General features: G+C 58.2%; 32 protein-coding genes. 16 read left to right on the top strand and 16 right to left on the bottom strand.

All coding sequences use genetic code 11. The features are described 5' to 3' along the window. From RCH93_RS10020 to RCH93_RS10005, 4 genes are all read left to right on the top strand, one after another. On the top strand, nt 1-349 hold a 349-nt coding region (locus RCH93_RS10020), incomplete at its 5' end, for a hypothetical protein (protein WP_306548248.1). Between the two features lie 40 nt (nt 350-389). After that, nucleotides 390-824 carry a hypothetical protein gene (locus tag RCH93_RS10015; RefSeq protein WP_306548247.1) on the top strand — a complete coding sequence of 145 codons (435 nt, stop codon included), beginning with the start codon at nt 390-392 and terminating at the stop codon, nt 822-824. 80 nt (nt 825-904) lie between these two features. Next, nucleotides 905-1,381 carry a hypothetical protein gene (locus RCH93_RS10010; RefSeq protein ID WP_306548246.1) on the top strand — a complete coding sequence of 159 codons (477 nt, stop codon included), beginning with the start codon at nt 905-907 and terminating at the stop codon, nt 1,379-1,381. Nucleotides 1,382-1,497: 116 nt separating this feature from the next. Further along, a complete protein-coding gene (locus RCH93_RS10005) occupies nt 1,498-1,782 on the top strand; it encodes a hypothetical protein (protein ID WP_306548245.1) in 285 nt (94 codons plus the stop codon). A 143-nt stretch (nt 1,783-1,925) separates the two neighbouring features. On the opposite strand, the gene RCH93_RS10000 is transcribed toward RCH93_RS10005, so the two are convergent. Then, the gene (locus RCH93_RS10000) at nt 1,926-2,072 is read right to left on the bottom strand and encodes a hypothetical protein (protein WP_306548244.1); all 147 of its coding nucleotides are present in this window, start codon (nt 2,070-2,072) and stop codon (nt 1,926-1,928) included. Between the two features lie 136 nt (nt 2,073-2,208). On the opposite strand from RCH93_RS10000, the gene RCH93_RS09995 reads away from it, so the two are divergent. After that, a complete protein-coding gene (locus RCH93_RS09995; protein WP_306548243.1) occupies nt 2,209-2,763 on the top strand; it encodes a hypothetical protein in 555 nt (184 codons plus the stop codon). Nucleotides 2,764-2,911: 148 nt separating this feature from the next. After that, nucleotides 2,912-3,178: a hypothetical protein gene (locus tag RCH93_RS09990; protein WP_306548242.1), complete on the top strand. Its 267-nt coding sequence runs from the start codon at nt 2,912-2,914 to the stop codon at nt 3,176-3,178. A 17-nt stretch (nt 3,179-3,195) separates the two neighbouring features. On the opposite strand, the gene RCH93_RS09985 is transcribed toward RCH93_RS09990, so the two are convergent. Further along, nucleotides 3,196-3,492, bottom strand: coding sequence for a helix-turn-helix transcriptional regulator (locus RCH93_RS09985; protein ID WP_306548241.1), 297 nt, complete (start codon nt 3,490-3,492; stop codon nt 3,196-3,198). Next, nucleotides 3,489-3,812 carry a type II toxin-antitoxin system RelE/ParE family toxin gene (locus tag RCH93_RS09980; protein WP_306548240.1) on the bottom strand — a complete coding sequence of 108 codons (324 nt, stop codon included), beginning with the start codon at nt 3,810-3,812 and terminating at the stop codon, nt 3,489-3,491. The genes RCH93_RS09985 and RCH93_RS09980 overlap by 4 nt, the downstream gene beginning before the upstream one ends. A 371-nt stretch (nt 3,813-4,183) precedes the next feature. On the opposite strand from RCH93_RS09980, the gene RCH93_RS09975 reads away from it, so the two are divergent. The 3 genes from RCH93_RS09975 to RCH93_RS09965 all read left to right on the top strand — a co-directional run bounded on the left by RCH93_RS09975 (nt 4,184) and on the right by RCH93_RS09965 (nt 6,954). Beyond that, nucleotides 4,184-5,392 (top strand): MFS transporter, encoded by a 1,209-nt coding sequence (locus RCH93_RS09975; RefSeq protein ID WP_306548239.1) that lies wholly within the window; start codon nt 4,184-4,186, stop codon nt 5,390-5,392. A gap of 170 nt (nt 5,393-5,562) precedes the next feature. Continuing rightward, entirely contained in the window at nt 5,563-5,895 is a 333-nt protein-coding gene (locus RCH93_RS09970; RefSeq protein WP_306548238.1) for a hypothetical protein, read from the top strand. Nucleotides 5,896-5,982: 87 nt separating this feature from the next. Continuing rightward, entirely contained in the window at nt 5,983-6,954 is a 972-nt protein-coding gene (locus RCH93_RS09965) for an AEC family transporter (protein WP_306548237.1), read from the top strand. A 6-nt stretch (nt 6,955-6,960) separates the two neighbouring features. Here the strand turns inward: RCH93_RS09965 and RCH93_RS09960 are convergent, their stop codons facing one another. From RCH93_RS09960 to RCH93_RS09945, 4 genes are all read right to left on the bottom strand, one after another. Further along, nucleotides 6,961-7,458, bottom strand: coding sequence for a hypothetical protein (locus tag RCH93_RS09960; protein ID WP_306548236.1), 498 nt, complete (start codon nt 7,456-7,458; stop codon nt 6,961-6,963). Further along, nucleotides 7,452-7,949, bottom strand: coding sequence for a signal peptidase I (gene lepB, locus RCH93_RS09955; protein ID WP_306548235.1), 498 nt, complete (start codon nt 7,947-7,949; stop codon nt 7,452-7,454). Before lepB ends, RCH93_RS09960 begins: the two co-directional genes overlap by 7 nt. A 429-nt stretch (nt 7,950-8,378) precedes the next feature. Beyond that, nucleotides 8,379-9,137, bottom strand: a complete 759-nt coding sequence (locus RCH93_RS09950) for a YaaA family protein (RefSeq protein WP_306548234.1) — start codon at nt 9,135-9,137, stop codon at nt 8,379-8,381. Nucleotides 9,138-9,153: 16 nt separating this feature from the next. Beyond that, nucleotides 9,154-10,065, bottom strand: a complete 912-nt coding sequence (locus RCH93_RS09945; protein ID WP_306548233.1) for a GGDEF domain-containing protein — start codon at nt 10,063-10,065, stop codon at nt 9,154-9,156. Between the two features lie 131 nt (nt 10,066-10,196). Here RCH93_RS09945 and RCH93_RS09940 point away from each other — a divergent pair, with 131 nt between their 5' ends. Both RCH93_RS09940 and RCH93_RS09935 read left to right on the top strand, forming a co-directional pair. Further along, nucleotides 10,197-10,460, top strand: a complete 264-nt coding sequence (locus RCH93_RS09940) for a DUF493 domain-containing protein (protein ID WP_306548232.1) — start codon at nt 10,197-10,199, stop codon at nt 10,458-10,460. Then, the gene (locus RCH93_RS09935) at nt 10,457-10,978 is read left to right on the top strand and encodes a hypothetical protein (RefSeq protein ID WP_306548231.1); all 522 of its coding nucleotides are present in this window, start codon (nt 10,457-10,459) and stop codon (nt 10,976-10,978) included. The genes RCH93_RS09940 and RCH93_RS09935 overlap by 4 nt, the downstream gene beginning before the upstream one ends. Here the strand turns inward: RCH93_RS09935 and RCH93_RS09930 are convergent. The 8 genes from RCH93_RS09930 to RCH93_RS09895 all read right to left on the bottom strand — a co-directional run bounded on the left by RCH93_RS09930 (nt 10,929) and on the right by RCH93_RS09895 (nt 18,364). Beyond that, nucleotides 10,929-11,228: a Smr/MutS family protein gene (locus RCH93_RS09930; RefSeq protein WP_306548230.1), complete on the bottom strand. Its 300-nt coding sequence runs from the start codon at nt 11,226-11,228 to the stop codon at nt 10,929-10,931. The two genes, RCH93_RS09935 and RCH93_RS09930, sit on opposite strands and share 50 nt — an antisense overlap. Then, entirely contained in the window at nt 11,221-12,405 is a 1,185-nt protein-coding gene (gene lpxB, locus RCH93_RS09925) for a lipid-A-disaccharide synthase (protein WP_306548229.1), read from the bottom strand. The genes RCH93_RS09930 and lpxB overlap by 8 nt, the downstream gene beginning before the upstream one ends. 21 nt (nt 12,406-12,426) lie before the next feature. Continuing rightward, nucleotides 12,427-13,431, bottom strand: coding sequence for a Gfo/Idh/MocA family protein (locus RCH93_RS09920; RefSeq protein ID WP_306548228.1), 1,005 nt, complete (start codon nt 13,429-13,431; stop codon nt 12,427-12,429). Nucleotides 13,432-13,479: 48 nt separating this feature from the next. After that, nucleotides 13,480-14,187, bottom strand: coding sequence for an ABC transporter ATP-binding protein (locus tag RCH93_RS09915; protein ID WP_306548227.1), 708 nt, complete (start codon nt 14,185-14,187; stop codon nt 13,480-13,482). Continuing rightward, entirely contained in the window at nt 14,180-14,968 is a 789-nt protein-coding gene (locus tag RCH93_RS09910; RefSeq protein WP_306548226.1) for an ABC transporter ATP-binding protein, read from the bottom strand. Before RCH93_RS09910 ends, RCH93_RS09915 begins: the two co-directional genes overlap by 8 nt. Nucleotides 14,969-14,992: 24 nt before the next feature. Continuing rightward, entirely contained in the window at nt 14,993-16,198 is a 1,206-nt protein-coding gene (locus tag RCH93_RS09905; RefSeq protein WP_373693279.1) for a branched-chain amino acid ABC transporter permease, read from the bottom strand. Between the two features lie 17 nt (nt 16,199-16,215). Then, nucleotides 16,216-17,118, bottom strand: a complete 903-nt coding sequence (locus RCH93_RS09900) for a branched-chain amino acid ABC transporter permease (RefSeq protein ID WP_306548223.1) — start codon at nt 17,116-17,118, stop codon at nt 16,216-16,218. A gap of 130 nt (nt 17,119-17,248) precedes the next feature. Beyond that, complete coding sequence (locus RCH93_RS09895; RefSeq protein WP_306548222.1) at nt 17,249-18,364, bottom strand: branched-chain amino acid ABC transporter substrate-binding protein; 1,116 nt, start codon at nt 18,362-18,364, stop codon at nt 17,249-17,251. A 222-nt stretch (nt 18,365-18,586) separates the two neighbouring features. Between RCH93_RS09895 and lpxK the strand changes: the two genes are divergently transcribed. The 5 genes from lpxK (at nt 18,587) to RCH93_RS09870 (ending at nt 23,166) form a co-directional block, all read left to right on the top strand. Further along, entirely contained in the window at nt 18,587-19,663 is a 1,077-nt protein-coding gene (gene lpxK, locus RCH93_RS09890) for a tetraacyldisaccharide 4'-kinase (protein ID WP_306548221.1), read from the top strand. Between the two features lie 253 nt (nt 19,664-19,916). After that, entirely contained in the window at nt 19,917-20,915 is a 999-nt protein-coding gene (gene lpxC / locus RCH93_RS09885; protein WP_306548219.1) for a UDP-3-O-acyl-N-acetylglucosamine deacetylase, read from the top strand. Between the two features lie 178 nt (nt 20,916-21,093). After that, entirely contained in the window at nt 21,094-21,909 is an 816-nt protein-coding gene (gene proC, locus RCH93_RS09880) for a pyrroline-5-carboxylate reductase (protein WP_306548218.1), read from the top strand. Then, the gene (locus RCH93_RS09875) at nt 21,906-22,769 is read left to right on the top strand and encodes an NAD(+)/NADH kinase (RefSeq protein WP_306548217.1); all 864 of its coding nucleotides are present in this window, start codon (nt 21,906-21,908) and stop codon (nt 22,767-22,769) included. Before proC ends, RCH93_RS09875 begins: the two co-directional genes overlap by 4 nt. A 79-nt stretch (nt 22,770-22,848) precedes the next feature. After that, complete coding sequence (locus tag RCH93_RS09870) at nt 22,849-23,166, top strand: multidrug efflux SMR transporter (protein WP_306548215.1); 318 nt, start codon at nt 22,849-22,851, stop codon at nt 23,164-23,166. A 112-nt stretch (nt 23,167-23,278) separates the two neighbouring features. On the opposite strand, the gene hrpB is transcribed toward RCH93_RS09870, so the two are convergent. Continuing rightward, nucleotides 23,279-25,816, bottom strand: coding sequence for an ATP-dependent helicase HrpB (gene hrpB / locus RCH93_RS09865; RefSeq protein WP_306548214.1), 2,538 nt, complete (start codon nt 25,814-25,816; stop codon nt 23,279-23,281). Between the last annotated feature and the right edge of the window lie 274 nt (nt 25,817-26,090).

Here is a 26,090-nt window from a genome sequence, read left to right as displayed (position 1 = left end):
TTTTTTTGCCACAGAAACATACGAAAAATACGTCACAATTTCATGGAATGATCAAAAATATTCATACTGGAAGGGAAATGGCTGGGATTACATAAAATCTAGAGAAAAAGGTTGGCATGAAATAAGGTTTCAGATCCAAAGAAACGACCTATCGTTATATTTCGACAATACAATTGTTGCACAAAATCTTCACTACGCGCTCAAGTTAAAAGATTTTTCATGGAGTTCAAATATTATTGCTCCAGACATAGAAGCATATTCTTGGATTGATGATTTTATTATTTCAAAAAAAAAATATAGCATAACCACCGGCTCCACGCGGAACCCTCAAAGAGCGCGGGTCCGGTGAGCCGGACGTTGTTATGCTGCAAAATGAGGAGTCCTCAATCTTGAAAACTGTTTTGAATATTGTTTCGAAACACACCTATTTCAAACTGAGAATCTCCATACTTTCCTTGCCAATATTGTTATTCATTGGAGCGAGCTTGTGTTGGGGAGGAAACGTAAAAGGTAATCTTGAGAGAGAAGAGATTAATTTTATCAAAAATAGAATAACTTCAATACTTGTTAATGCCGGAATTTGCAGTTCAGTGCACGATTGTGAAGGTAACTATTGGCGATATTATACTTGTGACTCCCATGATTCCTTATCATGCAATATTTACGGTATCACTGACGAAAAACTTGCACGAGAAATTCTCATGGAATTTCTGAATAGTGGATTGAGGGTCGGCCGCCTGGCTATCTACGAGCATACCAGTGATAAAAAATCATTTATTGAAAGACCTGGACTAGAATTTATCGACCGCATAACAAATCAATAAACCGGACTGGAAATATCCGCGTTCTGAAATCTGCAAACTCTCGGCCAGCCGGTAATTTTACCGTTGGAAATCGACATTAAATGGAAAATTTAAAAATATTTACCACATCCTTGTATGGTAGATTCGGTTACTTTGTAATGAGCATCGCTTTTGCATTGATAATGTTAATTTTCGCATCTGGACTAAAAGATATGATTTGCGGAAAATACACAGATGGAATTTTATTTGGAATTTTAATTATTCTATTTGAAATATCTGGGTCCTACTACCTTGCACATTGTTTACGATGTCTTCTTAGCCCTTCATTCAGGTTCAAAATTTCAAATGAAAACATTGTTTACAACGGGATTTTTAATAAAAAAAAATTTGCATTCGAAAATATAAACGGAGTTAACATTGATTATGGTCACAGTAGCCCTTTTGTTTTTTTATTAATTTATTCATCAAAAAGAAAAAGGCCATTCAAGCTAGATGCGTCTGGATTGAAACCAAATTACGAAACACTTAACCAATGCATTAAAGACAGGTTGGATAGACTTGATAAAAGTAAACAATAAAAACAAAAATATTTTTCCAACAAGTCAATAAACCTGACTGAGAATAGCCGCGTTCTTAAAAGGTTGGCAATTCCTCGGCCGGCAGGTTATTTCACCGTTATATTTGAAATAATGAGATGAGCAAAGATCTTGTCGGGTTAATATCTAGCTGGGTGATCCTATTAATTCCAATTGTTATTTCACAGAATTATTTTGGTAAATTAGGTCGATTAGTTCAGCTTGGTTTTATTTTAACCTTTTATGGAAGTATGGGATATGTACTTATTTATTTCTTTCAAATACCAATTTTTTTAAAAAGGTCTATTGTTGAAGGTGGCAAAGGCGCTTATCTTCATGCGCATATTGCAATCTTTGGAATATTGATTTTATTTTTAGGATATATTTTAAAAAAAATAAAATAACCTGGTTCAATTAATATAAAAACATAACAAGTCAATAAACAAGACCAGAGCTATCCGCGTTCTAAAAGCTGGTAGCGTATCGGCTGGCTGGTTATTTCTGCGTTGGGAGCACTCCCAAAACCAAGAGAAGTGCGCCTTATAAATCAAATCGAACTTCCTTTATCTTTCCCTTCTCCTGTCGGTTTGCAAATAATATTGGTCATATCATCACCTCCTTTTGCGGAAATATCCGCCCAACAAGTTCCAATCAAGCCGACCGAAAGAGGGCAGCGGTTTTCAATATTATCCATCTGCGGCGGCTTATCGTCCCGTTAGGATGAACAAGCTGAGAGATGATATACAGTATCGCTATTTTTGCAGGTTACGTTTTCATGGTATTTAATGTGGCTGTTCCACATAAGTGTCAGCAAGGCAAAGGTGCTAAGAATGACAATAATACGCTGGGTGATTTTTCTCTTGCCGACCTTACTGGTGACGCTCGGAGCTTACTTACTTGCGCTTCATCAAGCCGAGCTTTTCGCTCCGCCAATGGGGTCCAGCTTTCCCCGTGAACCAGTGCTGAAAGGAGTGTACCGCTTTGAGGTGCTCAAAGGGCGGACGAATTACCGGTCAGCGGTTGGCGAAACAATAATTCACTGCAACACATTCTCCTATTATGACGGCACGTTCCTCCAGACAGCCGGGCGTTTTGATTGCAATTATTTAATGGAAAAATTGCAAGATAAACAGGTCGAGGTTTATCGAATATGGGTCCCTCGTATAAATATAAAGGTGGAGTCTACGGTGGTTAAGATTGTATCCGATGGCCGGGCTTATCTTGATCGTTCGGATGCTCAAGTGCGTGAGCTGTGGATACGGGATACCAACCAGGATATTTTTGCATTTATGGAGTCAGTTTTTTTGTTGAGCTTGTTGGTATTTTGGCCGGTTTCAGGTGTCATAATGAAGAAATGGATTGGAAAAAAGAAAACTTTAACCTGAAATAAATCCTTATCGGGAAAAAACGGGGACAGTGTAGGGGGTTGAAATTTTTATAAGCTTGCGGCGCGGCGGCCTTGGGAGCAGGAGGCCGGCAACCCAAGGTGAACGCGGGCTCAGCGCCCGATCTTTAAATGGATTGAACGTTGTTATGAAAAGTGAGTGGGAAGCAAAGGAATGTTTCGGGCGACAAGGCGAAGGCTTGCTTTACGGTGAAGAGTCTTCTGAATGCCTTGTTTGTGAATTGTTTGATAAGTGTCATAAAATCACCATTGCCGGATGCTTGCAAAGCATCCGTGATGATTTGTGTTTAATAACGCAAAATGGACTTACTCAAAAAAAGCTCATGGGGTTCAACCAACTCGATGAACTTAATCAGAAAGAAATGAAGAAGAATCGATCAGTCAAAAAGAAGTAGGGCGCAGAGCACGAGTTTCATTGACGGGCCTGGGGAATAAATTTTACCTCTATTTTGTATCCGGCGGCGTTGGCGTAGGCCTCAATGGTGGAAAGGGTAGGGGATATTTTTGAATGCACATTCTCCAGGCGGGAAATGTTGCTTTTCCTGGTGTGCAGGATTTCGGCAATTTCTTCCTGGGTCAAGCCGGCTTCCTTCCGAATTTTGATCAGCTGCTTTCTCAGATCATACGCCGCCGAGAGCCGGTTATATTCCTGAGCAACTTCGGAATTAGCCAGGGCCTTTTCTTTGAAATCTTTCAGCGATGGTCTCATTCTTTCACCTCTTTCAATCTGCTGCGGGCTATTTTCATTTCCTTCTTCGGGATTTTTTGCGATTTTTTGATAAAGGAATGCAAAATCACAACTTCCTTGCCTTTCAGGGTGCAAAAGAAAGACCGCCCTATACCCTCTTTCCCCTTCGCGCGAATTTCAAACAGGCCTTCCCCGAGGGGTTTCGTGTAAGGCGCGCCAAGCAATGGCCCATATTCGGCTATCATTTCAGCAATATGGAGAAAGTTCGCCAAAATACCCGGCGGGAAAGCAAGGGTTTCAGCTTCAACCTTCTCGCTGAAAAATGTTATGTTCCATTTCATGAGGCAATGTTATCATTCTTGATAACCAAGTCAACCGTTTTAACTTGCAAAAGGAAACAGGGAAATCCTGTTTCCAAAAAGATTTTTGGAAACAACCTGGAAACAAAAACAGTACACGGATAAGGCTATATCAGACTGATTTTGTTTGTTTTTATAGGAATATTCTAATTATTGGATTATAATAGGCGTTCGCTTGACGGCGGCGCTGGTGATCAGCTTCTGGTTGCTGCGCGTGTTTCGCAGAATTTCCCTGGATTGGGTGATCCGTCCCTGAGCGGACCGTCGTGCAGAGCAATGCCGTCCGTCGCGTATGCCGTTGCCCGTCCATGTCTGCCCGATAATCGGGAATCCCACCGAAAGGAGACTGCATTTTGTCTGTTCTCGCCTCGCTCCGCAGCCCCGGAACCCTGACCAAGATCTACTTCTGCACCGTCATCACCTTCTGCTCGCTGTATGCGGCCCAGCCGATCCAGCCGGTTTTTCAGCACGAATTCTCGCTGACTTCGCTCCAGGCCATCCTGTTCACCACCCTGATGATGCTGCCGCTTGGCTTTGCGCCGATGTTCTATGGCGTGTTGCTGGAGTCGCTCTCCGCCCGCCTGATCGTGCGCACCGCCATCCTCCTGCTCGGCGTGCTGGAGCTGGTGTTCAGCTTCACCGACAACTACCTGCTACTGCTGATTATTCGCGGTTTCCAGGGCATGGCCATCCCGGCCATCCTCACCTCGCTGGTCAGCTACATCTCGTTCACCGCGCCGCGCGAGGACATCCAGGGCGCCATTGCCCGCTACATCGCCGCCACCATCCTCGGCGGTTTTCTCGGCCGTTTCCTCTCCGGCCTGTTCACCGATCTCTTTGGCTGGCGCTTTTTCTTTTTCCTGCTTGGCCTGCTGCTGATCTGGGGATTTTTCCTCCTGCGCACCCTGGAAAAGGACGCCAACCTGGAATACAGCCGCCCCAAACTGGGCGAGGTGGCGGAACTGGTGCGCCAGCCGCAGTTTTTCTGGCTTTATTGCACCATTTTTTCGGTCTTTTTTGTCTTTGCCGGGCTGCTCAACTTCCTGCCCTTTGAGCTCAAGGCAATCAACCCGGCCTTCCGTGAAACCGGCATCGGCTTCATGTATTTCGGCTATGTGATGGGCATTCTGGTGTCGCTCAACGTGCGGCGGATGATCAGCCTGTTCGGTTCGGAAACCCGGGTGGCCCTGGCCGGGCTGTTTTTATACATCGTCGGCATCTGCGGTTTCATGATTCCAGATCACCGGGCCATGTTCCTGGCCATGTTTGTTTTCTGCACCGGCATGTTCATGGCTCATTCGCTGCTGTCCGGCTACGTCAACACCCTGGCCAAGAGCAAAAAGGGGATTGCCAACGGCGTGTACATCTCCTTTTACTACCTCGGCGGCACCATCGGCTCCTTTGCCCCCGGTGTGCTCTATGAACATTTTGGCTGGAAGGTCTTTCTCTACAGCCTGCTGGTAGTGGTTTGCGCAGCGATTTTTTGTCTTCGCCGACTGCAGATCTCCGCCGCCGCCGAGGCGCTGGCGGCTGAAAACGGCGAGACGATTGCGGCGGGATAACGAGGTTTTTGGGGGACCGGACGCCGCCAGACCGATGGGCGCGGATTTGATTGCAACAGCGCCTGCCGCAGCCCTTCGGGCTTGGCCGAGCGCAACCCCTGTGGTATACACAGGTTGCATTCCATGGGAATCAGGATGGGCGCACAAAGCGCACACAAGGAGAGAACACGATGGCGATCAGCAAAATTATTGTGACGGACATGATCATGGCAGGCGGCTTGTTTGCCGAACAGGGCTACGACGTTGAGCAAAGCGCCGACAACCTTGCCGAACTGAAGGGGCAGATCATTGTCGGTTATCTTGAGCAAAACTACCCGGACGTGGAGATCTGCGCCGATATTGCCATCCAGTCGCAGGCGGGCGACTCCCGGCCTCTGGAAGTGATGGCCTATTCGGAAGCAAGCGAGGTAGACGCCGCAACCTCGGCTGCCCTGCAAAAGCAGTTGGCCGAACGAATCGCCGAAGGCACGGCAGGTCGCACCTGGGCTGTGCGGGCGGAGTAATCAAGACGCTCGCCGCCTGAACATTGCGGCTGCGGGGACGGGCTGGCCGGGGTGACGGCCCAGGCTTGAGGCGGCTGTTCCAGATCCATGCAACGCCCCGCCAAGGCGGGTTTTCTTGGTGCATCCATGATCCTGCTCAATGCGCTCTTTCCGGTCTTGGCGCTGATCCTCTTTGGCTGGGCGGTCAAGCGCCGGCAAATGACTGACGAGGCTTTTCTTCGCACCTCGGACCGGCTGGTCTACTTTGTATTTTTCCCGCTGATGCTGTTCTGGAAGATCGGCTCGGCGCCGCTGCAGTTTAACGGTAACTGGCGCTATCTCCCGGCTTCGGCCCTGGCGGTGCTGGCGGTCTGCAGCCTTAGCCTGCTGTTCATCCGTCTGTGGCCGGTAGCGCCTTTTCAGGCCGGCTCGTTCAATCAGGGCTGCTATCGCTTCAACACCTACATCGGCATGGCGGTGATCATCAACGCCTTTGGCGAGGCCGGAGCCCAGTTGTACGGCATCCTCATCGGCCTGATCATCCCAATGGTCAATGTGCTCTGCGTCTCGATTCTCATCTGGTACGGCGGCAACGGCAACGACGATAGCGGCGCCCGGGGCAGCCGTTTGCGCCTGACCCTCAAACATCTGCTGGCCAATCCGCTGATCATCGCCTGCGTTGCCGGCATTGCCTATTCCCGGCTGATCGGCGCCTTTCCCACCCCGGTTGACAACACCCTCAAGCTGATGTCCCAAGTCACCCTGCCGCTGGCCCTGTTTTCCATCGGCGGCAGCCTGACCTGCGCCAATCTCCGCAACAATATGACCCTGGCCCTGGCCTCGGCCGCATTTAAACTGGCGGTGCTGCCGGCTCTGGGGCTGGCGTTGCTTTGGCTTTTTGGCGTCACCGGGCTGGCCTGGAAGGTGAGCATGCTCTTTTTCGCCCAACCCACCTCAACCGCCATCTACATTCTTTCGTCCCAACTCCATTCCGACACCGAGCTGGCCTCGGCGGTGATTGTGACGTCGACCCTGCTTTCCTTTGGCTCCATGGCTCTGGTGCTGCTGGCGGCCGGATAAGGCAGGTCAGCGTTCCAGTACCTCAACCAGCCGGATGGCGGTGAACAGCCATTCTCCCTCGATTTTACGCAGATCGGCGCGCAGTTCCTGCACATCGGCCACGGGTTGGCTCGTGCCTTCGCCCTGGACGCGAATGGTGCAGTGGACCACGGCGGTTGCGTCCTGGGGGATGTCGACGACCACGTCGTGCAGGCTGACGCTCGCCCGGGTGTAGGACGCGCGGACCAGGGTGATCCGGTCCATGATCTGTTTGCGGGGATACTCGCCAGCAGAGTCCACAGCCTCGACCTCCAGCCGGCAGGGATCGTGAAACAAACCGGCCAACTGCTTGGCCTTGACCAGGGCCTGGATGGGTTTTTCCGTGGGCTCTTTGGAGCCGGCTTCCTCGATTAGGGCCAACTGCTTGCGGATCGCCCGCTCATCGCTGGGCCAAAAGCGGAAGGCGATGAAGCCGAGCGCGAGGGCCAACATCACCGCAACCGCCACAGTTTTCACATTTACCACAGCACGCCTCCCATAATCCGTTCCTGTTCCACCTGGCCAAAATGGTGTCGCTCCATGGGCACGCCCCGGTTGTCGCCCATCACATAGACCTTGCCCGGTGCAACGACGCGCGGCGGCAGGTTCCAGTCCGAAGGCGTCCGCACATAGGGTTCTTTGATTGGGTTATCGTTGATCAGCAGCACGCCGTCGCGGAAGGCTACGGTTTCACCAGCCAGGGCGACAACGCGCTTGAGCAGCATCACCCGGCGGCCGGTAAAACGGATTGCGACCACATCGCCGCGTTGCGGAGCGGAGAGTAAATAGCGCCACCGCCAACAGAGGTTGAAGCCGCCGTCGCGGTAGGTCGGCTCCATGCTCTGGCCCTCGATCCGCAGGGGGATGAGCGCCTGGGTGAAAATGAGCAGGGTCGCCAAGGCGACGAGCACAACCCGGAGGACAAACTTCCGGTTTAAATCCGGCAACAGGAAACGGCGGAGCCTGGCGTTGTGCATGCGATTTTTCTGGCGGGATGCCGTGATGAGTTAACTGTATTTGTTAACTAGCTAAAATATTCTTATTGTGTTGAACTATGCGGCTATCTGTTGCCGCCGCCCGTACTCAGGGAAAACGTGATTCTCGAAACCTGTCGCTGTGGGCCAACAACCTGCCCACCCCCTACGCAATACATCCCAAAACACAATTTCGAGCGCAGGGAGAAATCTCGTTTGATCGATCCCAAATTATGGATAGTTGCGTAGGGGCGCACGGCGTGCGCCCAAGGGAAAGACGGGAAAAACACCATCAGAGGGCGCATGCCGTGCGCCCCTACGACCGAACAACAGACGAGCAACGCCATAGGATCGTTCCCACGCTCCAGCGTGGGAACGACGCCCTGGACGCTCCAGCGTCCGGTTGCGTGCAATCGGGCAACGGAAAAAAACTCAGTCCAGGGGCCGGGTGAAGGCAAAGTGTCGGTCCGTTGACAGTTCCGGTTGGTAAACATACCCGCCGCCGTTGAATTGCTTGATGTCCTCGGCCCGCTCTATCCGGTTGCGGATCAGGTAGGCGGCCATCAGGCCCCGCGCCCGTTTGGCGTGGACGGCCATGTTTTTCAGACCGTCGGCGGTTTCTTCCTTGAACTGGATGTCGAGCCAGCGGCCTTTGATCCGGTTTTTTTCTACCGTTTTGGCGTATTCGTGCGAGGCGAGGTTGATCAACAGGGGCTGCGCTTCCTGGGCCAAGGCTTTGTTCAGGCCGTCGGTGATCCGCTTGGACCAGAAGGCATAAAGGTTTTTCCCCTGATCGTTGGCCAGGGCACAGCCCATCTCCAGCCGATGGGGCCGGATCAGGTCAAAGGGGCGCAGCATCCCGTAGAGTCCGGAGAGGATGCGCAACCGTTGCTGGGCGTATTCCAGATCGTCCGAGGTCAAGCCGCCCGCGTCCAGGCTGCGATAGGCCTCGCCGCTGTAGGCGAGGATGGCCGGTTTGACCTCCTTGCCCGCAAAGGCGTGGATCTGGGCGTGGGTGCGCTCGGTCAGGGCCTGGCTTGCGCCCATAAGCAGCTTGAGGCTTTCGAGATCGTACTGGCGCAGCAGGGTGATCAACTGGCGCGCCTGGTCGAGAAATGCAGGCCGGGTGGTGGGCAGAGAGCAGTCGACAGGGGTAAAATCCTGTCCTTTGGACGACGAGAGGATGATCATTGAGACTCCTTGGAGATTAGGGACAGCAGAGGACCTGATTGCCGCCTGCTGCTTTAGCTTGGAGCAAACAACGACCGGCAATCAACAGCAGGTCGTCGAGCAGCGCATTGCGCCCCGCGCCGTCCGGGGCAAAACCGGCGACCCCGAAACTGGCGGTGCAACTTACCTGATGGCCGTCCGGGACGCAATCCAGGGCGGCGAACTGTTCGCGCAAACGGGCGGCGACCCGGCCGGCACCGCGGATCGGCGTTTCCGGCAGCACCAGCAGGAATTCGTCTTCGCCCCAGCGGGTGATAGTGTCAATATCCTGACGGATAAGTTGCCTGGCGGTGCGGGCAAAGCCGGCCAACACCTGATCGCCGACCCGGCGACCCATGGATTCGTTGACCCCCTTCAAGCCGTCGACGTCGCAGAGAATGACCGAGAGATAGTGGCCGTAGCGGCTGGACCGGCTCAGCTCTTTTTTCAGGTGTTCCTCGAGGTGGAGCCGGCTCAGGCAGCCGGTGAGCGGGTCGGTGAGGGTCAGTTGTTCGATGCGCAGACGCTGCTCGCGCTCCTGCCCAATCAGGGCGAACTGGCGGACCGCGTCGCGGAAGACGGCAACCAGGGCGGCTACGGGCGCGCTTTCCGGCGTCACCCGGAACACCGAGCGCTTGTTGGCCTCAATCAGGCTTGCGGCCAGATCGGCGTCCGGGACCAGCAGCAGGGGCACGGCGTCGGAGCATGCGGCCGCCTGGGTCAGGAAATCAAGGCCGCGCATGTCGGGCAGCGCAGCCGCAGCCAGCACGGCGCACCACGCGCCGTCTGCCAGTTTGGCCAGGCCGCTCTTGCCGTCGGCGACGGCCTCGAACGTACATTGTTTCGTAAAATCATCGGGAAGCTGGTCAATGTTCAGGCAATGGTTGACCAGCAGAATGCGATGCTCCATAGGTTTACTCCATGAAAACAAGGGGTTGTTTTGCTGCCGCCATCATACCATCGGCGGCCTGAAATGAGGAGCGCTATTTCCTGTTGGCAAGAGCGGCCCGGCTGCGGTATAAGGCCGCACAAGGAGCGATTATGCAAGAACACAGCGGCTGCAAGCCGGAAATTCAGTACCCCTGCCGGTGGCAGTATCGGTTGATCGGCGAGGACCGGGCCGCCATCCTGGAGGCCATCCACGCCTCGATCGATGTTGCCGCCTGCGTGATCACCGAGGGCAACGTCAGTTCCGGCGGCCGCTATCTCAGTCTCAACCTGGAGATCACAGTCAACGACGAGGCCGAACGGTTGCGGTTGTATCAGTTATTTGCCGGGAACCCGGCCATACGAGTGGTGTTATGACAAGCGAAGGATTGAACGAGAACAAACCTCTGGTGGATAACAAACTGCTGCCGGTGATGCGGGAGGCGATAATCACCGTGCAGATGCTGCTGTTCAAGGAACTGCGGCAGAGCGTGCACGACCGCTACGTTGATCAGGCCGAGCCCCATCACACCCATTTGGCCGGGGCGGTGATCAACAACCTCTTTGGCACGCAACCCGTTGACGATGCGGTGACTGTTTTTGCGGTGAGCAATCGGGAACTGGTGGAGCGGGAACTGCGCGAAATCGCCGAGCGTTGCCAGGTGCTGCTGCCCCTGCTCACCGACGCCCTGCGGATGAAAACCATCTGCGACAACCACGAGGGCGTCCATTCCATCCCATCCCTGCTCATGGCCAAGGCCCTGGGCATTCTCCAGGAAGAACGGCCCCTGCCGCTGCCCTCCACCTTTATGCTCCAGGTGCGTACCCTGGCCGCCAGCCACGGCCTCATTGAGCCGATGCAGGCCGCTCCCCCGCCCGAAGAACCACCAGCGTAGCCCCCCAGGAACCGCTTGCCTCGTCGCCGAGGCGATATCCGGCCACCATCTCCAACCGATCCAGCAGGGCGTGCACGGTCCGCCGCAGCGCGCCGGTTCCCTTGCCGTGCACAATGCGAACGTGGAGGATGCCGTGCTTGCGGCATTCTTCCAGGTAATCTGGAATCAGGGTTTTGACTTCTCCGGGGCGAAAGGCGTGAAGGTCAAGCACGCCGTCGATGGGCAGGGGGATGGGCTCGAGTTCATCCATTGGCCGTTTCCCGGTTGAGGATGTCCAGGGCCACGGCCGCCGCCCGCTCCGAGGCGCCGGGCGCGCCCAGCCGTGTTTTTACTTCCTGCAGTCCCGCCAGCATTGACGCCCGCGTTTCGGCAACTTCAAGCATTGTCTGAAGTTGTTGCGCTATCCGCTCGGGTGTGACCTCTTTTTGCAGCAATTCCGGGATAATTTCCCGTTCGCCGATCAGGTTGACCAGGGAAAAAAATTGCACGCTGCGGATCAGCAGCCGGCCGAGAAAATAGGTGTGGGGCGACACCCGGTAGGCGGCCACGGTCGGTACGCCCAGGATCGCTAGTTCCAGCAGCACCGTGCCCGAAGCGGCCACGGCGGCGTCGCAGGCGGCCATCATCGCGTAGCGGTCTTCGGTGATGATGCGGTAATCGAAACGATCCCGCCAGGCGGCCAAGCCGTGCGCTTCCAGCAGGGCGCGGCTGATGGTCGGGGCCTGGGGGATGAGAAAGGTGTAGGCCTGGGGCTGATCCTTGGCCAGCAGTTCGGCGGCGGCCAGGAAATCGGGCAGCAGGGCGGCCACCTCCTTTCTCCGGCTGCCGGGCAGCAGCCCCACCAGCTTCCGGGACGGTTCAATCCGGTGCTGGTCGCGGAAGGCGGCGGGGCTCAGGCCCGGCTTGACCGAGTCCATCAGCGGATGGCCGACAAAGTCGACCTGATAGCCATATTGGGCGTAAAAGGCCTGCTCAAAGGGTAGGATCACCGCCACCCGGTCGGTCAGGCGCTTGATGGCGTGGACCCGGCTGCTGCGCCAGGCCCAGATCTGCGGGCTGATATAGTAGAACACCGGGATGCCAAGTTTCTTGGCCTGTTTGGCCAACAGCAGGTTGAAATCCGGATAGTCGATGAGGATCAGCAGGGCAGGGCGATGATCGCGCATCCGTTCAATCAGGGCGCGCCGGGCGCGGAGGATGTCGCCCAGGTGGCTCAGCACCTCGACCAGGCCGACCACCGCCAGCTTGGCGGCGTCGCAGAGCAACTCCACCCCGGCCTCCCGCAGCGCCTGGCCGCCCATGCCGCAGAAACGCAAATCCGGCTCTTGCCTCTGCATGGCCCGCACCAGATTCGCGCCGTGCAGATCCCCCGAGGCCTCGCCGGCCACAATCATCACCTCGCGGCCCATTTTTGCTTGCTCGTCCATCGCCTGCGCCCGCTGAGCCGATCAGTGCCGGCCGAGCAGGGCCAGCAGGTCGGAGTGACCTTCTTCAATCAGAATCTGCTCGATCCGCTTTCGGTTGCTGTGAATCTGCTCAACCACCTGCAAGGCCACGTCCAGGGCGCGTCGGCCCTCTTCGCCGGCAACCGCAGGCCGGGTCCGTTCGCGGACGTGGCGGACGAAATCGCGCAGTTCCAACTCCAGGGCGTCCTGGTCCTGAAAAGCGGATTTGGTGATCTCGGGGGTGGGCCCGCCGCCGGCTTGGTTTGCTCGCAACTTCACAGCCATGATCTCTTTTTTGCCGAAATCAATCGACAGATACTGCCCAGGCTGGAAGATGCGCATCCGTCGCATGTTTTCCATGGAGATGCGGCTGACCGTGATGTTGGCGGTGCAGCCGTTGGCAAAGATCAGGCGGGCGTTGGCGATGTCGGTCAGCTGGGTGACCACCGGCGAGCCGGCAGTGAGGATGGAGACAATCGGCGAGTTGACGATCGACAGGATGATGTCGATGTCGTGGATCATCAGATCGAGCACCACGTCCACGTCCGTGCCCCGATCCTTGAACACCGCAATCCGATGGGCCTCGATGAACAGCGGATGGGTCAGCAGCGGCTGCATGGCCAGCACCGCCGGGTTGAACCGTTCCAGATGGCCGACCTGGAGGATGCGCTTTTGCTCCCGGGCCAGATTGATCAGGTCGTCGGCTTCGCTTAAGGTGGTGGTGATCGGTTTTTCCACCATCACGTCGACCCCTTGCTGCAGGCAGACCTTGGCCACCTCGTGGTGGAGACTGGTCGGCACGGCAATCGACACCGCCTCCACCTGGGCGAGCAACTCGCGGTAATCGGCAAAGGCGCGGCAGGCGCACTCGCCGGCCACCAGTTGCGCCCGCTCGGGATCGGCGTCGGCCACGCCCACCAGTTCCACATCGTCCATGGCCGCATATTTGTGGGCGTGAAACCGTCCCAGATAGCCAACTCCAATCACTCCAACCTTCGTTTTCTTCATGTCCTTCCTGTAATGTTCCCGGCTTGGGCCGCACAATGCGGCCTGCACTCAAATGCCGAGATAGGCTTTTTGTATGGCGGTATTGCTGAGCAGCGTTGCTGCCCGGTCCTGCATGACGACGCGGCCGTTTTCCAGAACATAGCCCCGATCCGCAGTCTGCAGGGCGAGATTGGCGTTCTGTTCCACCAGGAAAATGGTCGTGTTTTGTTCTTGGTTGATTTTTTGAATTATTGCAAAAATTTGCCGGGTGATCAGCGGCGCCAGGCCCATGGAGGGCTCGTCCAGCAGCAGCAGCCGGGGCCGGGCCATCAGGGCGCGCGAGATGGCCAGCATCTGCTGTTCGCCGCCGGAGAGGTTGCCGCCCGGCTGGTTGCGCCGTTTCGCCAGGATCGGAAAGAGCTCGTAGAGCATGTCCCGGTCAGCGGCGATTGCCTTGGCGTCCCGCCGGAGGAAGGCCCCCATGTCGAGGTTTTCGGCCACGGTCAGATCCGGAAAGATGTGTCGCCCCTCGGGAACCTGGCAGATTCCCAGTTTGACGATGGCGTCCGGCGTCAGCCTGGTGATCGGTTGCCCCTCAAAAAGCACTTCGCCCCGGCGCGGCGGCGCAATCCCGGAGATAGCCATCAGGGTGGTGGACTTGCCCGCGCCGTTGGCCCCGATCAGGGCGACAATCTCGCCTGGTTGGATGGCCAGGCTGACCTCGTGCAGGGCCTGGATCTTGTCGTAAAAGACGTCAATGCCGCGCAGCTCAAGCATGGTCCGTCTCCTCGCCGAGATAGGCCTTGATCACCGCCGGGTTGTGCCGCACCTGCTCGGGCGTGCCCTCGGCGATCTTGCGGCCGTAGTCCATAACAAAAATATGGTCGGACAGGCTCATCACCAGCTTCATGTCGTGCTCAATCAGGAGAATGGCCAGGCCGTCGTTCTTCATCGAGGTGATTAACTCGTCCAACTCCAAGGTTTCCTGGGGGTTCATCCCGGCCGCCGGTTCGTCGAGCAGCAGCAGCAACGGTTCGGTGGCCAGGGCCCGGGCAATCTCCAGCCTTCGCTGCGCTCCGTAGGGCAGATTCTTGGCAAACTCGTTGGCCTGATCCGCCAGCCCGATCCGTTCAAGCAAGGCAAGGCTCATGCCAACGATGGCCTTTTCTTCGCGAATCGTGGCCGGGGTGCGGAAGATCGCGCCCAGAATTTTGGCCCGGGTGCGGCAGTGGCGGCCGATCATCACATTTTCCAACACCGTCATGTTGTGGAAAAGGCGAATGTTCTGAAAGGTGCGGGCCAGTCCCTGCTCGGTGATCCGGTTAGGTTTGAGGCCATTGAGCCGGCGCGGCGGTTGATCGGGCGGGGTCAGCAGCAGATCGCCGCTGGTAGGGGCGTAGATGCCGGTCAGACAGTTGAAAAAAGTGGTTTTTCCCGCGCCGTTGGGGCCGATCAGGGCCGCAATTTCACCTGGATGGATGCGCAGGTCAAGGTGGTCCAGGGCGCGGATGCCGCCAAAATCCATGGTCAGGGCGGAAACGGTAAGCAAGGGGTGCATGGGCTGTGTCAAAAGTGCAACAGGTTAACGGTGGAGTGTGTAGGTTCGGCGCACTGTAGAGACAATCCCCTGGGGCCGGAACACCATCATCACCACCAGAACCGCGCCAAAGGCCAGCATGCGATAATCGGCAAGGGCCCGCAGATACTCGGGCAGCAGAATGAGAACCAGGGTGCCGACGATCACCCCGACAATCGAGCCCATGCCCCCCAGCACCACGATGCAGAGGATGATGGCCGACTCGAGAAAGGTGAAGCTGGCCGGGTTGACATAGGTGGTTTTGGCCGCGAAAAAGACGCCGGCCATACCCGCCCAGGCAGCGCCCAGGGCAAAGGCGGCGAGTTTGGTCCGGGTTTTGTCCACCCCCATGGCCTGACAGGCGATGTCGTCTTCGCGCAGGGCGTACCAGGCCCGGCCGATGCGCGAGTCCTGCAGCCGGTTGACCACGAAAATGGTGAACAGGACCATTCCGATCATCAGGTAGTAGAGATAGGTGATCGACCCGTCCAGAGACATCTCCAGGCCAAAAAAACCGGGCCGGGCAATGTTGGAGATGCCGCTGGGACCTTGGGAAAATTCGCCCCAGTTCTCCAGCACCAACCGGATGATCTCGCCAAACCCGAGGGTGACGATGGCCAGATAGTCGCCGCGCAACCGCAGCACTGGAAACCCAAGCAGGAGGCCAAAGAGCGCGCCGAGCAGCCCGCCGATGGGCAGGGCGGTCCAGAAGCCGATGCCAAAATGCAGGTGCAGCAGGGCGTAGGAGTAGGCGCCCACCGCATAGAAGGCGACGTAGCCCAGGTCCAGCAGCCCCGCGACTCCGACCACGATGTTGAGCCCCAGACCCAGAACCACGTACATCAGGGCGGTGATCATGATGTTGAGCTGATAGGTGGAAAAGAGGGCGGGAAAGGCAAGGAAGAAAAGGGCGACGCCGCCGAGCAGCGGCAGGCAGACCTTGGGCTGGCGGAAAACAGCCAGATTCAGGCCCTTCGATTCCTTCTCCAGGCCCAACCGAATGCGTTCCTGCCGGGCGGCGCGGCGGGCAAGAAAGACGCGGGAAAGCAAGTAGACGCAGGCGCTGACGCCGCCCACCCACAGCATGTTGGGCCAGCGCCAGACCACGGTTTTTTCCACCGGGTTGACCTTGATCACCAGGATGGGGAAGGTCAGAAACATGAACCAAAGACCGAGGATCAGGGCCTGACGACAATCTTTGACGGTCAGCATGGGCGTTCTCGCGCGGTTCATACTTTTTCAACCGCAGCCTTGCCGAGCAGACCGGCGGGCCGGAAAATCAGAATCAGCACCAGCAGGGAAAAGGCGAACACGTCTTCGTAGTCGCTGCTGACGTAGCCGGTGGCAAAGGCCTCGGTCAGGCCGAGGACAAAACTGCCGAGCACCGCGCCGGGGATTGAGCCGATGCCGCCCAGCACGGCGGCGGTAAAGGCCTTGATGCCGGCGATGAAGCCGATCGAAAAGTTGATCTGGCCGATGTGCGAGGCGATCAACAGCCCGCCGACGGCCGCCAGGGCGGAGCCGACGACAAAGGTGATTGAGATGACCCGGTCGACGTTGACCCCGAGCAGCAGGGCCATTTTCTGATCCTGGGCCGTGGCGCGCATGGCCTTGCCGGTGCGGGTGTATTTGATCAGCAGGGTGAGGAGCAGCAGCAGCAGGGCCGACACCGCCAGGATGGTGAGATCGGTGGAGCCGACAACCGCGGCAAAGGGTTCCAGGAAGGCAAACTCCGGGATCAGGGCCGGAAAGGGCTGGAAATCTGAGGTTTGGGCGAGCATGACGTAGTTTTGCAGGAAGATCGACATGCCGATGGCGGAAATCAGCGGCGACAACCGGGGCGCGTTGCGCAAGGGCCGGTAGGCCAGCCGTTCCACGGTGTAACCGTAGGCGGCGGCCCAGACGGCGGCGGCCAGCGCGGTTAGGATCAACACCGCGTACAGCGGCAGACCCAAGATGTTCAGCACCGTGGAGGCGATCAGGGCGGTGAAGGCCCCGATCATGTAAATCTCGCCGTGGGCAAAATTGATCAATCCGATGATGCCGTAGACCATGGTGTAGCCCAGGGCGATCAGGGCGTAGATGGAACCGCGAGTCAGGCCGCTGAACACGAGTTCAATGAAATAATCCATGGGGTTCCTTGAAGAGCTGGCCGCCGCGCGGAGTGCAACGATTCGGTTTGAGGGCGAATGCCCCCGCAAAGCGCAAATGCCTGGAACCGCACCGCGATTCCAGGCATTGGTCAACCCGCGGGAAAGTGGTTTACTGCACGACCGTGAATTGGCCGTTTTGCACCTGATAGATGGAAAAACCAATGCCGATTGGCTCGCCCTTGGCGTCGAACTTGATGTTGCCAAAGGGGGTGGCCACTTCCTCGCTGCGCAACACCTTGGCCATGGCGTTGGGCTCGGTGGTCCCGGCCTTGGCAATGGCGTTGGTCAGGACCAGGGCGGCGGCGACGGCGTTGTCAAAGAAGGCGCCGGGCTCGGCTCCCTCAGCTTTTTTGAATTTTTCCCGATATTCTTTGGTGATCGGATTGTGCGAGACGTCGGCTGGGCCAGTGGCGTACACGCCTTCAGCGTCCTTGCCGGCGAGTTGGATGAAGGTGTCGATCTTGACGCCGTCGTCGGAGACAAAGGGAATGGTCATCCGTTTTTGCCGCATCTGGCCAACAATCTTCGAGGCCTCGGGGTGGTATCCGCCAAAAATAACGGCGTCGGCGGCTGAGCGTTTGATCTTCTGCACTACGGCGGAGTAGTCGACCGCACCCGGGGTGACGCCTTCAAACAGCACCACCTCGGCCTGGCCGGACTGCTCGATGAAGGTCTTGGCAAATTCCGCCAGCCCCTTGCCGTAGTCGCCTTTGTCGTGGATCACGGCAATCTTCTTGGCCTTGAGCGTAGCCAGAGTGAAATCGACTTCCGCCTTGGCCTGGGCGTCGTCGGCGGCAATGGTTCGGTAAAAATTGGGATATTCGCCGCTCTGGGTCAGGGCGGGGGTGGTGGCCGAGGGCGAGATCACCAGGACTTTGGCGTCGCGATAGATAGGCAGGGCCGCCTTAGTGGCGCCGGAACAGATGTGACCGATCACTGCCTTGGCCCCGCTGGAAACCAGTTTGGCGGCGGTGTTGGCGGCGATTTCCGGTTTGCAGGCGTCGTCTTCCACCAGCAGTTCCACCGGCGCGCCGTTGATCCCGCCCTTGTCGTTAATGTCTTTGACCACCAGCTGGGCCGCTTTTAAACTCGGCAGGCCATAGGAGGCCAGGTCGCCGCTGTGGGCGCCGGCCACGCCGATTTTTATCGGTTCGACGGCGGTCGCGGTTGCGCATGCGGCCAAGACAAAGGCCGTCAGCAGTGCATATATTCTGATGGATTTCATTGCCCCATGAACCTCCTCGCGGGATTAAATTGCAAAAGAAGAAGCAATACTCTAGTGTGCCCTTTTCTTACCCCATGGGGATAAATTTGCACCAAAAATGACAGGGAGCGGCGCCGGGCAAAGGGCCGGACGGCAACCGGTTGAACTGGTTGCCCGTCCTGCGCTGCAGGCGCGCCGTCGCTTCCTGTCCGACGACTTTCCTGTTTCCGCCTCCTCGCGACCATGATGAAAACAACAGCGTTCTATTTCGCCCTGGGCCGGCCTCTGGCCCCTTTGTACAGCTTGGCCATGCGCCTGCGCGAAACCTTGTACCGCCGGCGCGTTTTGCAATCCTACCGGCTCGACGCCCCGGTGATCAGCGTCGGCAACCTGACCATGGGGGGCAGCGGCAAGACGCCGATGGTGCAGTATCTGGCCCGCCTGCTGCAGAGCCATGGCTTCCATCCGGCGGTGGTCAGTCGGGGTTACGGAGGGCGGGCGCGCCTCAAGGTGAATCTGGTCTCCGACGGAACCGCTTTGCTGCTGGACGCCGAACAGGCCGGCGACGAACCGCGGCTGCTGGCCGAAACCCTGCCCGGCGTCCCGGTGCTGACCGGTCTGGTTCGCCGCTTTCCGGCCCAGCGGGCCGTGGAAATGGGGGCCGACGTGCTCCTGCTCGACGACGGATTCCAGCATCTGCAGATCATCCGCGACGTCAACCTGGCCCTGTTCAACGCCGACCGGCTGGCCGGCAACTCCCGCGTTTTTCCCGGCGGCGACCTGCGGGAACCGGTGGCGGCCCTGCATCGGGCCACCGGTTTTGTCCTGACCGGGGTCCACGACGGCAACCGGGAGCGGGCCAACAAATTTTGCGAACTGCTGCAGGCCCGTTTTCCGCAGATCCCGACGGCGCAGACTGGCTACGGTCTGGAAGGTCCGGTGCGGCTTTCGGCCGCCGGCATGCTGGAACCGGCGCCCCCGGAGGCGCTGACCAGCGGCAGAGGCTTTGGCTTCTGCGGCATCGCCCGGCCCGAATCGTTTCGTCACACCCTGGAAACGTGCCGGGTGGATCTGGCGGGCTTTCTCCCCTTGGACGATCATCAGCGCTACACCTCGGGCCTGGTCGACAAACTGGTTGCCAGGGCCCGGCACGCAGGCGGCCAGTTTCTGATCGGCACGGAAAAGGATCTGGTCAAGTTGTCGCCCTACGCCGCTGCGCTGCCCCTGCCGTTGATTGGGGTGCGGATGCAGGTGGAAGCAGACGAACAATTCGCGCAGGGCATTCTTCACGCCGTGCGCGAATGGCGCAAGCACCCCTGAGCAGTCGATGTGGATTGTGTTAAAAAAGCAACATTTTCACGGAGTTTTTCCAAATGTGTTTTTTTTGCCACAGTCTGCAAAGGTTTTTCGGTTCCAGAGCGACGACGGCGGTTTGTCCTATTCTTTTGATTTAGTATAATTTTTTGAATTTTTGGACCGCGTCGCCTCTGTCCCTGGCGGTATGGAGAGGAAATTGCATTATAAAGTGCAAATACTTCGAATGGTTCATTCTTCACTCTACGCAGGATTTCTTATGGCGCCGCAAATAGAGCCGCATCAATATACCGTAAAACGCGCCGTCAGTTGTTGCGGCGTGGGGCTGCACACCGGCCGGACCGTCAACCTGACCATCAATCCCGCCCCGGCCAACACCGGCATTCAGTTTGTTCGTTCGGACATTGCGGGCCGACCGATCATCCCGGCCAGGGTCGAGCGGGTGGTGGACACCACTTTGGCCACCACCATCGGCGACGGTCGCAATAAAATTTCCACCACCGAGCACCTCATGGCCGCCCTGCGCGCCTTTGGCGTCGACAACGCCGTGATCGACCTGGATTCCCACGAGACGCCGATCATGGACGGCAGCGCCGGACCGTTCGTCCGCCTGTTGAAGACCGCCGGACTGCACCGTCAGCAGGCCCTGCGCAAGATTCTGCGCATCACCCGGCCGATGAGTTTTGTTGACGGCGACAAGTCGATCCGCATTGAGCCCCACGACGGCTTCAAGGTGTCGGGACGGATCCAGTTCGACGACGCCCTGATCAACGAGCAGCGCTACTCGGTGGAGGTCACTCCAGAACGCTTCAGCAAGGAAATCGCTTTTGCCCGCACCTTCGGCTTTGTCGAACAGGTCGAGCAACTGTGGCAAAATGGACTCGCTCTTGGCGGAACCCTGGACAACGTTATCGCCATTCACTGGAACCGGCGCTCGATCCTCAATGAAGACGGCCTGCGCTTTGACGACGAATTCATCCGCCACAAGGTGCTGGACGTGATCGGCGACATGGCCCTGCTCGGCTCGCCGGTGTTGGGCCACGTGATTGCCGACCGCTCCGGTCACAGCCTGCATCTGGGCCTGATGAAAACCATTGTCGACAATCCCCACTGCTGGGAGTACGTCACCTTCCAAAAAAGAGGCGAGTCCCTGTTGCGCCAGGTCGTCCATTCCACCCAAACCTCGGGGCACCGGTTCGCGCCGTTCTTTGCCCCGGTCGGCGAGTCCATGGCCGCCCGTCAGGCCTGCGCTATGTAAAATACGTTTGTCCTGTTTCCCGCAGAAGAACTGCCGCCGGATTTTTCCGGCGGTTTTTTTTTGCGCTCCAATTGGGCCACCCTCAAGGACAGCGGTTGTCGCCTGTGGTGAAGATGCGTATAATAGCCGCTCGTTCTCTTCCCTTTATTTCCAAACATGTCGTCATGACAGGAGAAATATGAGCTTACCCATTGATACAATAGGTTTTGTCGGCGGCGGCCAGATGGCCGAAGCCATGATTCGGGGTATTTTGGCGGCCGGCTTGATCGCGCCGGAAAAGATACTGGTGGCCGAGCCCACCGAGTCCCGTCGCAACTTTTTGCAAGGTCAATACGGCGTTGCCTGCACCATGGACGCAGCGGCGCTCTGCAGTTCCTGCCAGGTGTTGGTGCTGGCGATCAAACCGCAGTTGGCGGCTGCGGTGCTCGGTCAATACAGCGCCTTGGTGACGGAGCGGCATCTGGTGATTTCGATCATGGCCGGCGTCACCCTGCAGGCGTTGGCAGGATGCTTGAACGACTCGGTGCGCCTGATCCGGGCCATGCCCAACACCCCGGCCCTGGTGCTGGCCGCAGCAACGGCCTTCAGTCCCAATCAACGGGCCACTGTCCAGGACCGTCACGTCGCCACCGCCATTTTTTCCGCGGTGGGCTCCTGCGCGGAAGTGCCTGAAAGCCAGTTGGACGCGGTCACCGGCCTCAGCGGCAGCGGCCCCGGTTACGTGTTCACCTTTATCGAGGCCATGATCGACGGCGGCGTGTTGGCCGGCCTGCCCAGGCCTACAGCTGAGCAATTGGTGCTGCAGACGGTCTACGGTTCGGCCAAACTGGCCCTGGAGACCGGCGATCATCCGGCGGTGTTGAAGGGCAAGGTAACCTCGCCCGGCGGCACCACCATTGCCGGCATCCAGGTGTTGGAGGACGGCGCTCTGCGCGGCGTGGTCATGGGCGCAATCGAGGCGGCCACCGAACGTTCGCGGGAGCTGGGTGCATGAACATCGCGTATGCGGGCGTCGTCACCCGGCCGGACAGTCCGGAGGTCGAGCAGATCGGACGTGAGGTGATCGCCTGGTTCGAGAAGCGCGGGATCAAGGCGGCGCTGAACCAGATTGAACCGGCCATGGACATGGTGCTGGTCCTGGGCGGCGACGGCACCCTGCTCCATGTGGCCGGCGAGGCCAGCCGGCATCAACTGCCGGTGCTCGGGGTCAACCTGGGCAATCTCGGTTTTCTCACCGAGGTGGCCGCCGACGAGATGTACGAGACTCTGGAGACCCTGCTGTCCGAGGACGAGGTGCGGATGGAGAAGCGGATCATGCTCTCCGCCGCCTTTATCAACGGCGTCACCGGCAAGAAAAGCGATCCGGTGCACGCCCTCAACGAGGTGGTGATCGTCAAGAAAAGCACCGAGGCTATGATCCGTCTGCGCTGCTGGGCGGACAAGGAATACGTCACCACCTATCGGGCGGACGGCCTGATCATGTCCACCCCCACCGGTTCGACCGCCTACAACCTTTCGGCAGGCGGGCCGGTGGTTCACGCCGAGCTCGACGCCATTGTCGTCACCCCCATCTGTCCCTTCATGCTCGAATCGCGCCCGGTGCTGCTGGGCTCGCAGCACAAGGTCACCACCCAATTACTGGCCCCGGCCGGTCAGGTCAAGGTGATCGTGGACGGCGAACTGCAGTGGACCATCACCGAAAACGACTATCTCCTGGTGCAAAAGGCCTCCAAACCGCTGCTGATCATCAGCTCCCCCTGGAAGAGTTATTTCAACATCCTGCGCAGCAAGCTCAATTGGGGCGGCGCCAGTGTTGACCTGCCGCTGCCGGAAAAGGTCTGCAAGCACTGTTAGCGCAACATGCGTGAGGATAGAAAATAGAACGGAGCAAAATTTTGAAATTATTATTTTTTCCGTTCAAAAGGAGGTCACGATGGCTTGGATTTTTTTGATTCTTGCTGGGCTCTTTGAGATTGGATGGCCTGTTGGTTTAAAAATGGCGCAAACGCAACAAACACGTTGGACTGGTATTGGCGTTGCTATTGTTTTTATGTGTTTGAGTGGCTTTTTTCTTTGGTTGGCCCAACGGCAAATTCCCATCGGCGCCGCTTATGCGGTCTGGACAGGTATCGGCGCCGCTGGAACCTTCGCAGTGGGGATACTGTATTTTAATGATCCAACTTCTATCGCAAGGTATTTGGGGGTGGCGCTCATCGTAGCAGGTGTTGCCACTCTTAAGTTGGCGAATTAACAATTGGCGTCAACTGGTCGACAAACCGGAATAAAAATCGTTTTTAAATTGTTTCGCTGTTAACCGCCTGGAGCGCGGCGACTGGCGTCTGCAGGGCTGCGCCCGCGCCGAGTCAGCCCGGCTTTGACCCGCCCTTTTTCTTCACCCCCCTGGTGGCCTCGGCGACCAGGGGATCGTCGGGCCAGTAGTGTTTGGGATAGCGGCCTTTGAGTTCTTTTTTGACCTCCGGATAACCGCGCTGCCAGAACCCGGCCAAGTCGGCGGTGACCTGGATGAGACGCCTGGCCGGCGAAAGCAGGTGCAACAGCAGCGGCGCCCTGCCGTCGCAGACCGCAGGCGTTTCACTAAGGCCAAACATCTCCTGGATGCGGACCGCCAGCAACGGCGGCTCGTCGATCCGGTATTCGATGCGGATGTTCGAGCCGCTGGGCACAACGATGGTCGCAGGCGCTTGCCGCTCCACCTGTCGGCGCCGCTCCCAACCAAGCCAGTTTTTAAATATTTCCACCAGATTGAGCCGACTCAGCTGCTCGGCCCGGGTGACGCCGCCCAAATACGGCGCCAGCCAGTCGAGATCCTTGATCAAGGCCTCGTCGCGCACATCCGGCCACTCCCCATCCGGCCGCCAGTTGCCCAGACAATGGATGCGGGCCTGCCACTGGCGCGCTTCCCTGGTCCAGGGCAGACAGCCTAGTCCCATCCCGGCGATGCCGCTCAACAGGGCTTGGATGGTCGCCTCGGGATCGACCTTGGTCAGCGGCTGTTCCTCAACCACGATTTCTCCCAGCATCACCCGTCGCACCGCCGCAACCCTGGCGGCTTCTGCATTCCAGACCACCTGTTCGCAAATCTTGAGTAGATGGCCGTGACGACCTTTGATCTCGGCAAGATCCAGGGATTCGGCAAGAAAGATGCGGCCTTCGCGGTGACCGGCGTCGAGGTGGGGCACAATCAGATATTCGCTGGCAGTCAGCGGATCAGTGGGCGCCAGCGCGGCCCCGCGTCCCGAGGCCAGTTGGTAGCGCAGTTGTTGCCCAGGGCGTCTGCGGGCAATGCGCTCGGGATAGGCAAAGATCAGCAGGGCGCCGACGGCGTCAAGGTCTCGGGCCTCCTGGTTGCGGCCAAGCAGAGGTCGCCACATCCGCGCCGCCTGATCGATGCGGCGGCAGAGGGCTGGATCGCCGCCGGCCTCGCGCGTTGCCCGGTCGCCTTTGCGCCGCCATAATGCAAGCAAATGCAATCGCACGCCCACGTCGGCGGTGGCGGCCTGAGCGTCGCGCTTGAGCGGATCGCGCTCAGAGAGCAGGGCGGCCAGATCGCAGGCCAACGCGCCCTGGCCCATGGTTTGCGCCTGGAGCAGCATGTGGCCCAGGCGCGGATGCAGGGGCAGCCCGGCCAGTTGCCTGCCGGCGTTGGTGATCCGGCCGGCGGAGTCCAGGGCGTTCAGGCTTTGCAACACTTCCCGCGCCTGCTGGTAGGGGCCTTCGCGGGGCGGATCAAGCCACTGCAGTTCGCCGGGATCGGTCACGCCCCAGAGCGCCAGTTCCAGGGCCAGGCCGGTCAGATCAACGCTGCGTATTTCCGGGGGATGAAAATCCGCCAGGCTGTGCTGTTCGGCTGTTGTCCACAACCGCAGGCAGTAGCCCGGCCCAAGGCGACCGGCCCGGCCGGCCCGTTGCGCGGCCGCCGCCTTGGACACCCGCACCGTGGTCAGTCTGCCCAGGCCGCTGCCCGGATCAAAGGCGGGCAGCCGCGACCAGCCGCTGTCAACCACGCAGCCCACGCCCTCGATGGTCAGGCTGGTTTCAGCGATTGAGGTGGCAAGGATGATCCGCCGTCGCCCTTCCAAATCGGGCAGGATCGCCCGGTCCTGATCGTTTTGGGCAAGATCGCCAAACAGCGGCAGGATCAGCAGGCCGCGACAGGCGGGTTCTTCTTCCAAAAGGCGGTGCGCTTCCCGGATTTCGCCGGCGCCGGGGAAAAAGGCGAGGACGTCGCCAGGGTGTTCGGTCAATGCGCGTACCATGCCGCGCGCCCCAACCTCGCCGATGCGGCCCTTGGCCTCCCGCTGGAGATAGTCGATCCGCACCTTATGCTGCCTGCCTTCGCCGACAATAATCGGCGCCGGGCCGGCGGTTCCCAGCATTTCGGCCAGGGCCGCTGCGTCCAGGGTGGCCGACATAGCCAGCAGACGCAGATCGTCCCGGAGCTGGCGGAGATCGAGGCACAGGGCCAGGGCCAGATCCGCCTGCAGCGAGCGTTCGTGAAATTCGTCAAAGATGATCAAGCCAACCTCGTCCAGGGCGGCGTCGGCCTGCAGTCGGCGGGTGAGGATGCCCTCGGTCAGCACCTCAATCCGGGTTTGCGCCGAGATGCGTCGGTCAAAACGAATATGGCAGCCCACGCTTTGGCCAACCTGTTCGCCAAGCAGCGTTGCCATCCGACTGGCTGCGGCCCTGGCCGCCAATCGCCGGGGCTCGAGCATCAGGATTTTTTTGCCCGCCAGCCAGGGTTCGTTCAGCAGGGCCAGGGGAACAATGGTGGTTTTGCCGGATCCCGGCGGCGCGGCCAGCACCGCCGAACCAACGGCAAGCGCCTGTTGCAGGGCAGGAAGCACGGAATGAATGGGCAGGGTAGGGGAGAAAACCATCGCAGCAAGGGGAAACAAAGATTGACTGAAAGTTGATTGGCGGAGCCGCAGCGTAGCGGCAGGAAGCGGTGAACCAGCAGCCGCAGGCAAGGGAGCCGCCGCGCAGAGCAGAGGTGCAAACAGCAGATACAAACAGCAGGCGCAAACAGCAGATACAAACAACAAGCGCAAACAGCAGGCGGGTGTTTTTTCTCACCAACGGTAAGGAAAAGGGGTATGCTGGCCCTCGTCACCTCCCGCGCAGCTCGGTTGCCTCGGTTCTGCCCCTTGCCAA

The sequence above is a fragment of the Desulfobulbus sp. genome, assembly GCF_030824455.1.
Lineage (GTDB): Bacteria > Desulfobacterota > Desulfobulbia > Desulfobulbales > Desulfobulbaceae > Desulfobulbus.
Note: the sequence above shows the minus strand (reverse complement) of the source record. Positions and strands in the feature narration are given on the sequence as shown.

What these genes read in the sequence shown, in the direction of transcription:
- RCH93_RS09985 (WP_306548241.1), bottom strand. Translation starts at nt 3,492, where the DNA reads ATGAGACCATCGCTGAAAGATTTCAAAGAAAAGGCCCTGGCTAATTCC.
- lpxC (WP_306548219.1), top strand. Translation starts at nt 19,917, where the DNA reads ATGGCGCCGCAAATAGAGCCGCATCAATATACCGTAAAACGCGCCGTC.
- RCH93_RS09870 (WP_306548215.1), top strand. Translation starts at nt 22,849, where the DNA reads ATGGCTTGGATTTTTTTGATTCTTGCTGGGCTCTTTGAGATTGGATGG.
- RCH93_RS09935 (WP_306548231.1), top strand. Translation starts at nt 10,457, where the DNA reads ATGACAAGCGAAGGATTGAACGAGAACAAACCTCTGGTGGATAACAAA.
- RCH93_RS09970 (WP_306548238.1), top strand. Translation starts at nt 5,563, where the DNA reads ATGGCGATCAGCAAAATTATTGTGACGGACATGATCATGGCAGGCGGC.
- RCH93_RS09950 (WP_306548234.1), bottom strand. Translation starts at nt 9,137, where the DNA reads ATGATCATCCTCTCGTCGTCCAAAGGACAGGATTTTACCCCTGTCGAC.
- hrpB (WP_306548214.1), bottom strand. Translation starts at nt 25,816, where the DNA reads ATGGTTTTCTCCCCTACCCTGCCCATTCATTCCGTGCTTCCTGCCCTG.
- RCH93_RS09875 (WP_306548217.1), top strand. Translation starts at nt 21,906, where the DNA reads ATGAACATCGCGTATGCGGGCGTCGTCACCCGGCCGGACAGTCCGGAG.
- RCH93_RS09940 (WP_306548232.1), top strand. Translation starts at nt 10,197, where the DNA reads ATGCAAGAACACAGCGGCTGCAAGCCGGAAATTCAGTACCCCTGCCGG.
- RCH93_RS09920 (WP_306548228.1), bottom strand. Translation starts at nt 13,431, where the DNA reads ATGAAGAAAACGAAGGTTGGAGTGATTGGAGTTGGCTATCTGGGACGG.
- RCH93_RS09995 (WP_306548243.1), top strand. Translation starts at nt 2,209, where the DNA reads ATGACAATAATACGCTGGGTGATTTTTCTCTTGCCGACCTTACTGGTG.
- RCH93_RS10000 (WP_306548244.1), bottom strand. Translation starts at nt 2,072, where the DNA reads ATGGATAATATTGAAAACCGCTGCCCTCTTTCGGTCGGCTTGATTGGA.
- proC (WP_306548218.1), top strand. Translation starts at nt 21,094, where the DNA reads ATGAGCTTACCCATTGATACAATAGGTTTTGTCGGCGGCGGCCAGATG.
- RCH93_RS10005 (WP_306548245.1), top strand. Translation starts at nt 1,498, where the DNA reads ATGAGCAAAGATCTTGTCGGGTTAATATCTAGCTGGGTGATCCTATTA.
- RCH93_RS09915 (WP_306548227.1), bottom strand. Translation starts at nt 14,187, where the DNA reads ATGCTTGAGCTGCGCGGCATTGACGTCTTTTACGACAAGATCCAGGCC.
- lpxK (WP_306548221.1), top strand. Translation starts at nt 18,587, where the DNA reads ATGATGAAAACAACAGCGTTCTATTTCGCCCTGGGCCGGCCTCTGGCC.
- RCH93_RS09900 (WP_306548223.1), bottom strand. Translation starts at nt 17,118, where the DNA reads ATGGATTATTTCATTGAACTCGTGTTCAGCGGCCTGACTCGCGGTTCC.
- RCH93_RS09895 (WP_306548222.1), bottom strand. Translation starts at nt 18,364, where the DNA reads ATGAAATCCATCAGAATATATGCACTGCTGACGGCCTTTGTCTTGGCC.
- RCH93_RS09965 (WP_306548237.1), top strand. Translation starts at nt 5,983, where the DNA reads ATGCAACGCCCCGCCAAGGCGGGTTTTCTTGGTGCATCCATGATCCTG.
- RCH93_RS09980 (WP_306548240.1), bottom strand. Translation starts at nt 3,812, where the DNA reads ATGAAATGGAACATAACATTTTTCAGCGAGAAGGTTGAAGCTGAAACC.
- RCH93_RS09930 (WP_306548230.1), bottom strand. Translation starts at nt 11,228, where the DNA reads ATGGATGAACTCGAGCCCATCCCCCTGCCCATCGACGGCGTGCTTGAC.
- RCH93_RS09905 (WP_373693279.1), bottom strand. Translation starts at nt 16,198, where the DNA reads ATGCTGACCGTCAAAGATTGTCGTCAGGCCCTGATCCTCGGTCTTTGG.
- RCH93_RS09990 (WP_306548242.1), top strand. Translation starts at nt 2,912, where the DNA reads ATGAAAAGTGAGTGGGAAGCAAAGGAATGTTTCGGGCGACAAGGCGAA.
- RCH93_RS09910 (WP_306548226.1), bottom strand. Translation starts at nt 14,968, where the DNA reads ATGCACCCCTTGCTTACCGTTTCCGCCCTGACCATGGATTTTGGCGGC.
- RCH93_RS10010 (WP_306548246.1), top strand. Translation starts at nt 905, where the DNA reads ATGGAAAATTTAAAAATATTTACCACATCCTTGTATGGTAGATTCGGT.
- lepB (WP_306548235.1), bottom strand. Translation starts at nt 7,949, where the DNA reads ATGCACAACGCCAGGCTCCGCCGTTTCCTGTTGCCGGATTTAAACCGG.
- RCH93_RS09945 (WP_306548233.1), bottom strand. Translation starts at nt 10,065, where the DNA reads ATGGAGCATCGCATTCTGCTGGTCAACCATTGCCTGAACATTGACCAG.
- lpxB (WP_306548229.1), bottom strand. Translation starts at nt 12,405, where the DNA reads ATGGACGAGCAAGCAAAAATGGGCCGCGAGGTGATGATTGTGGCCGGC.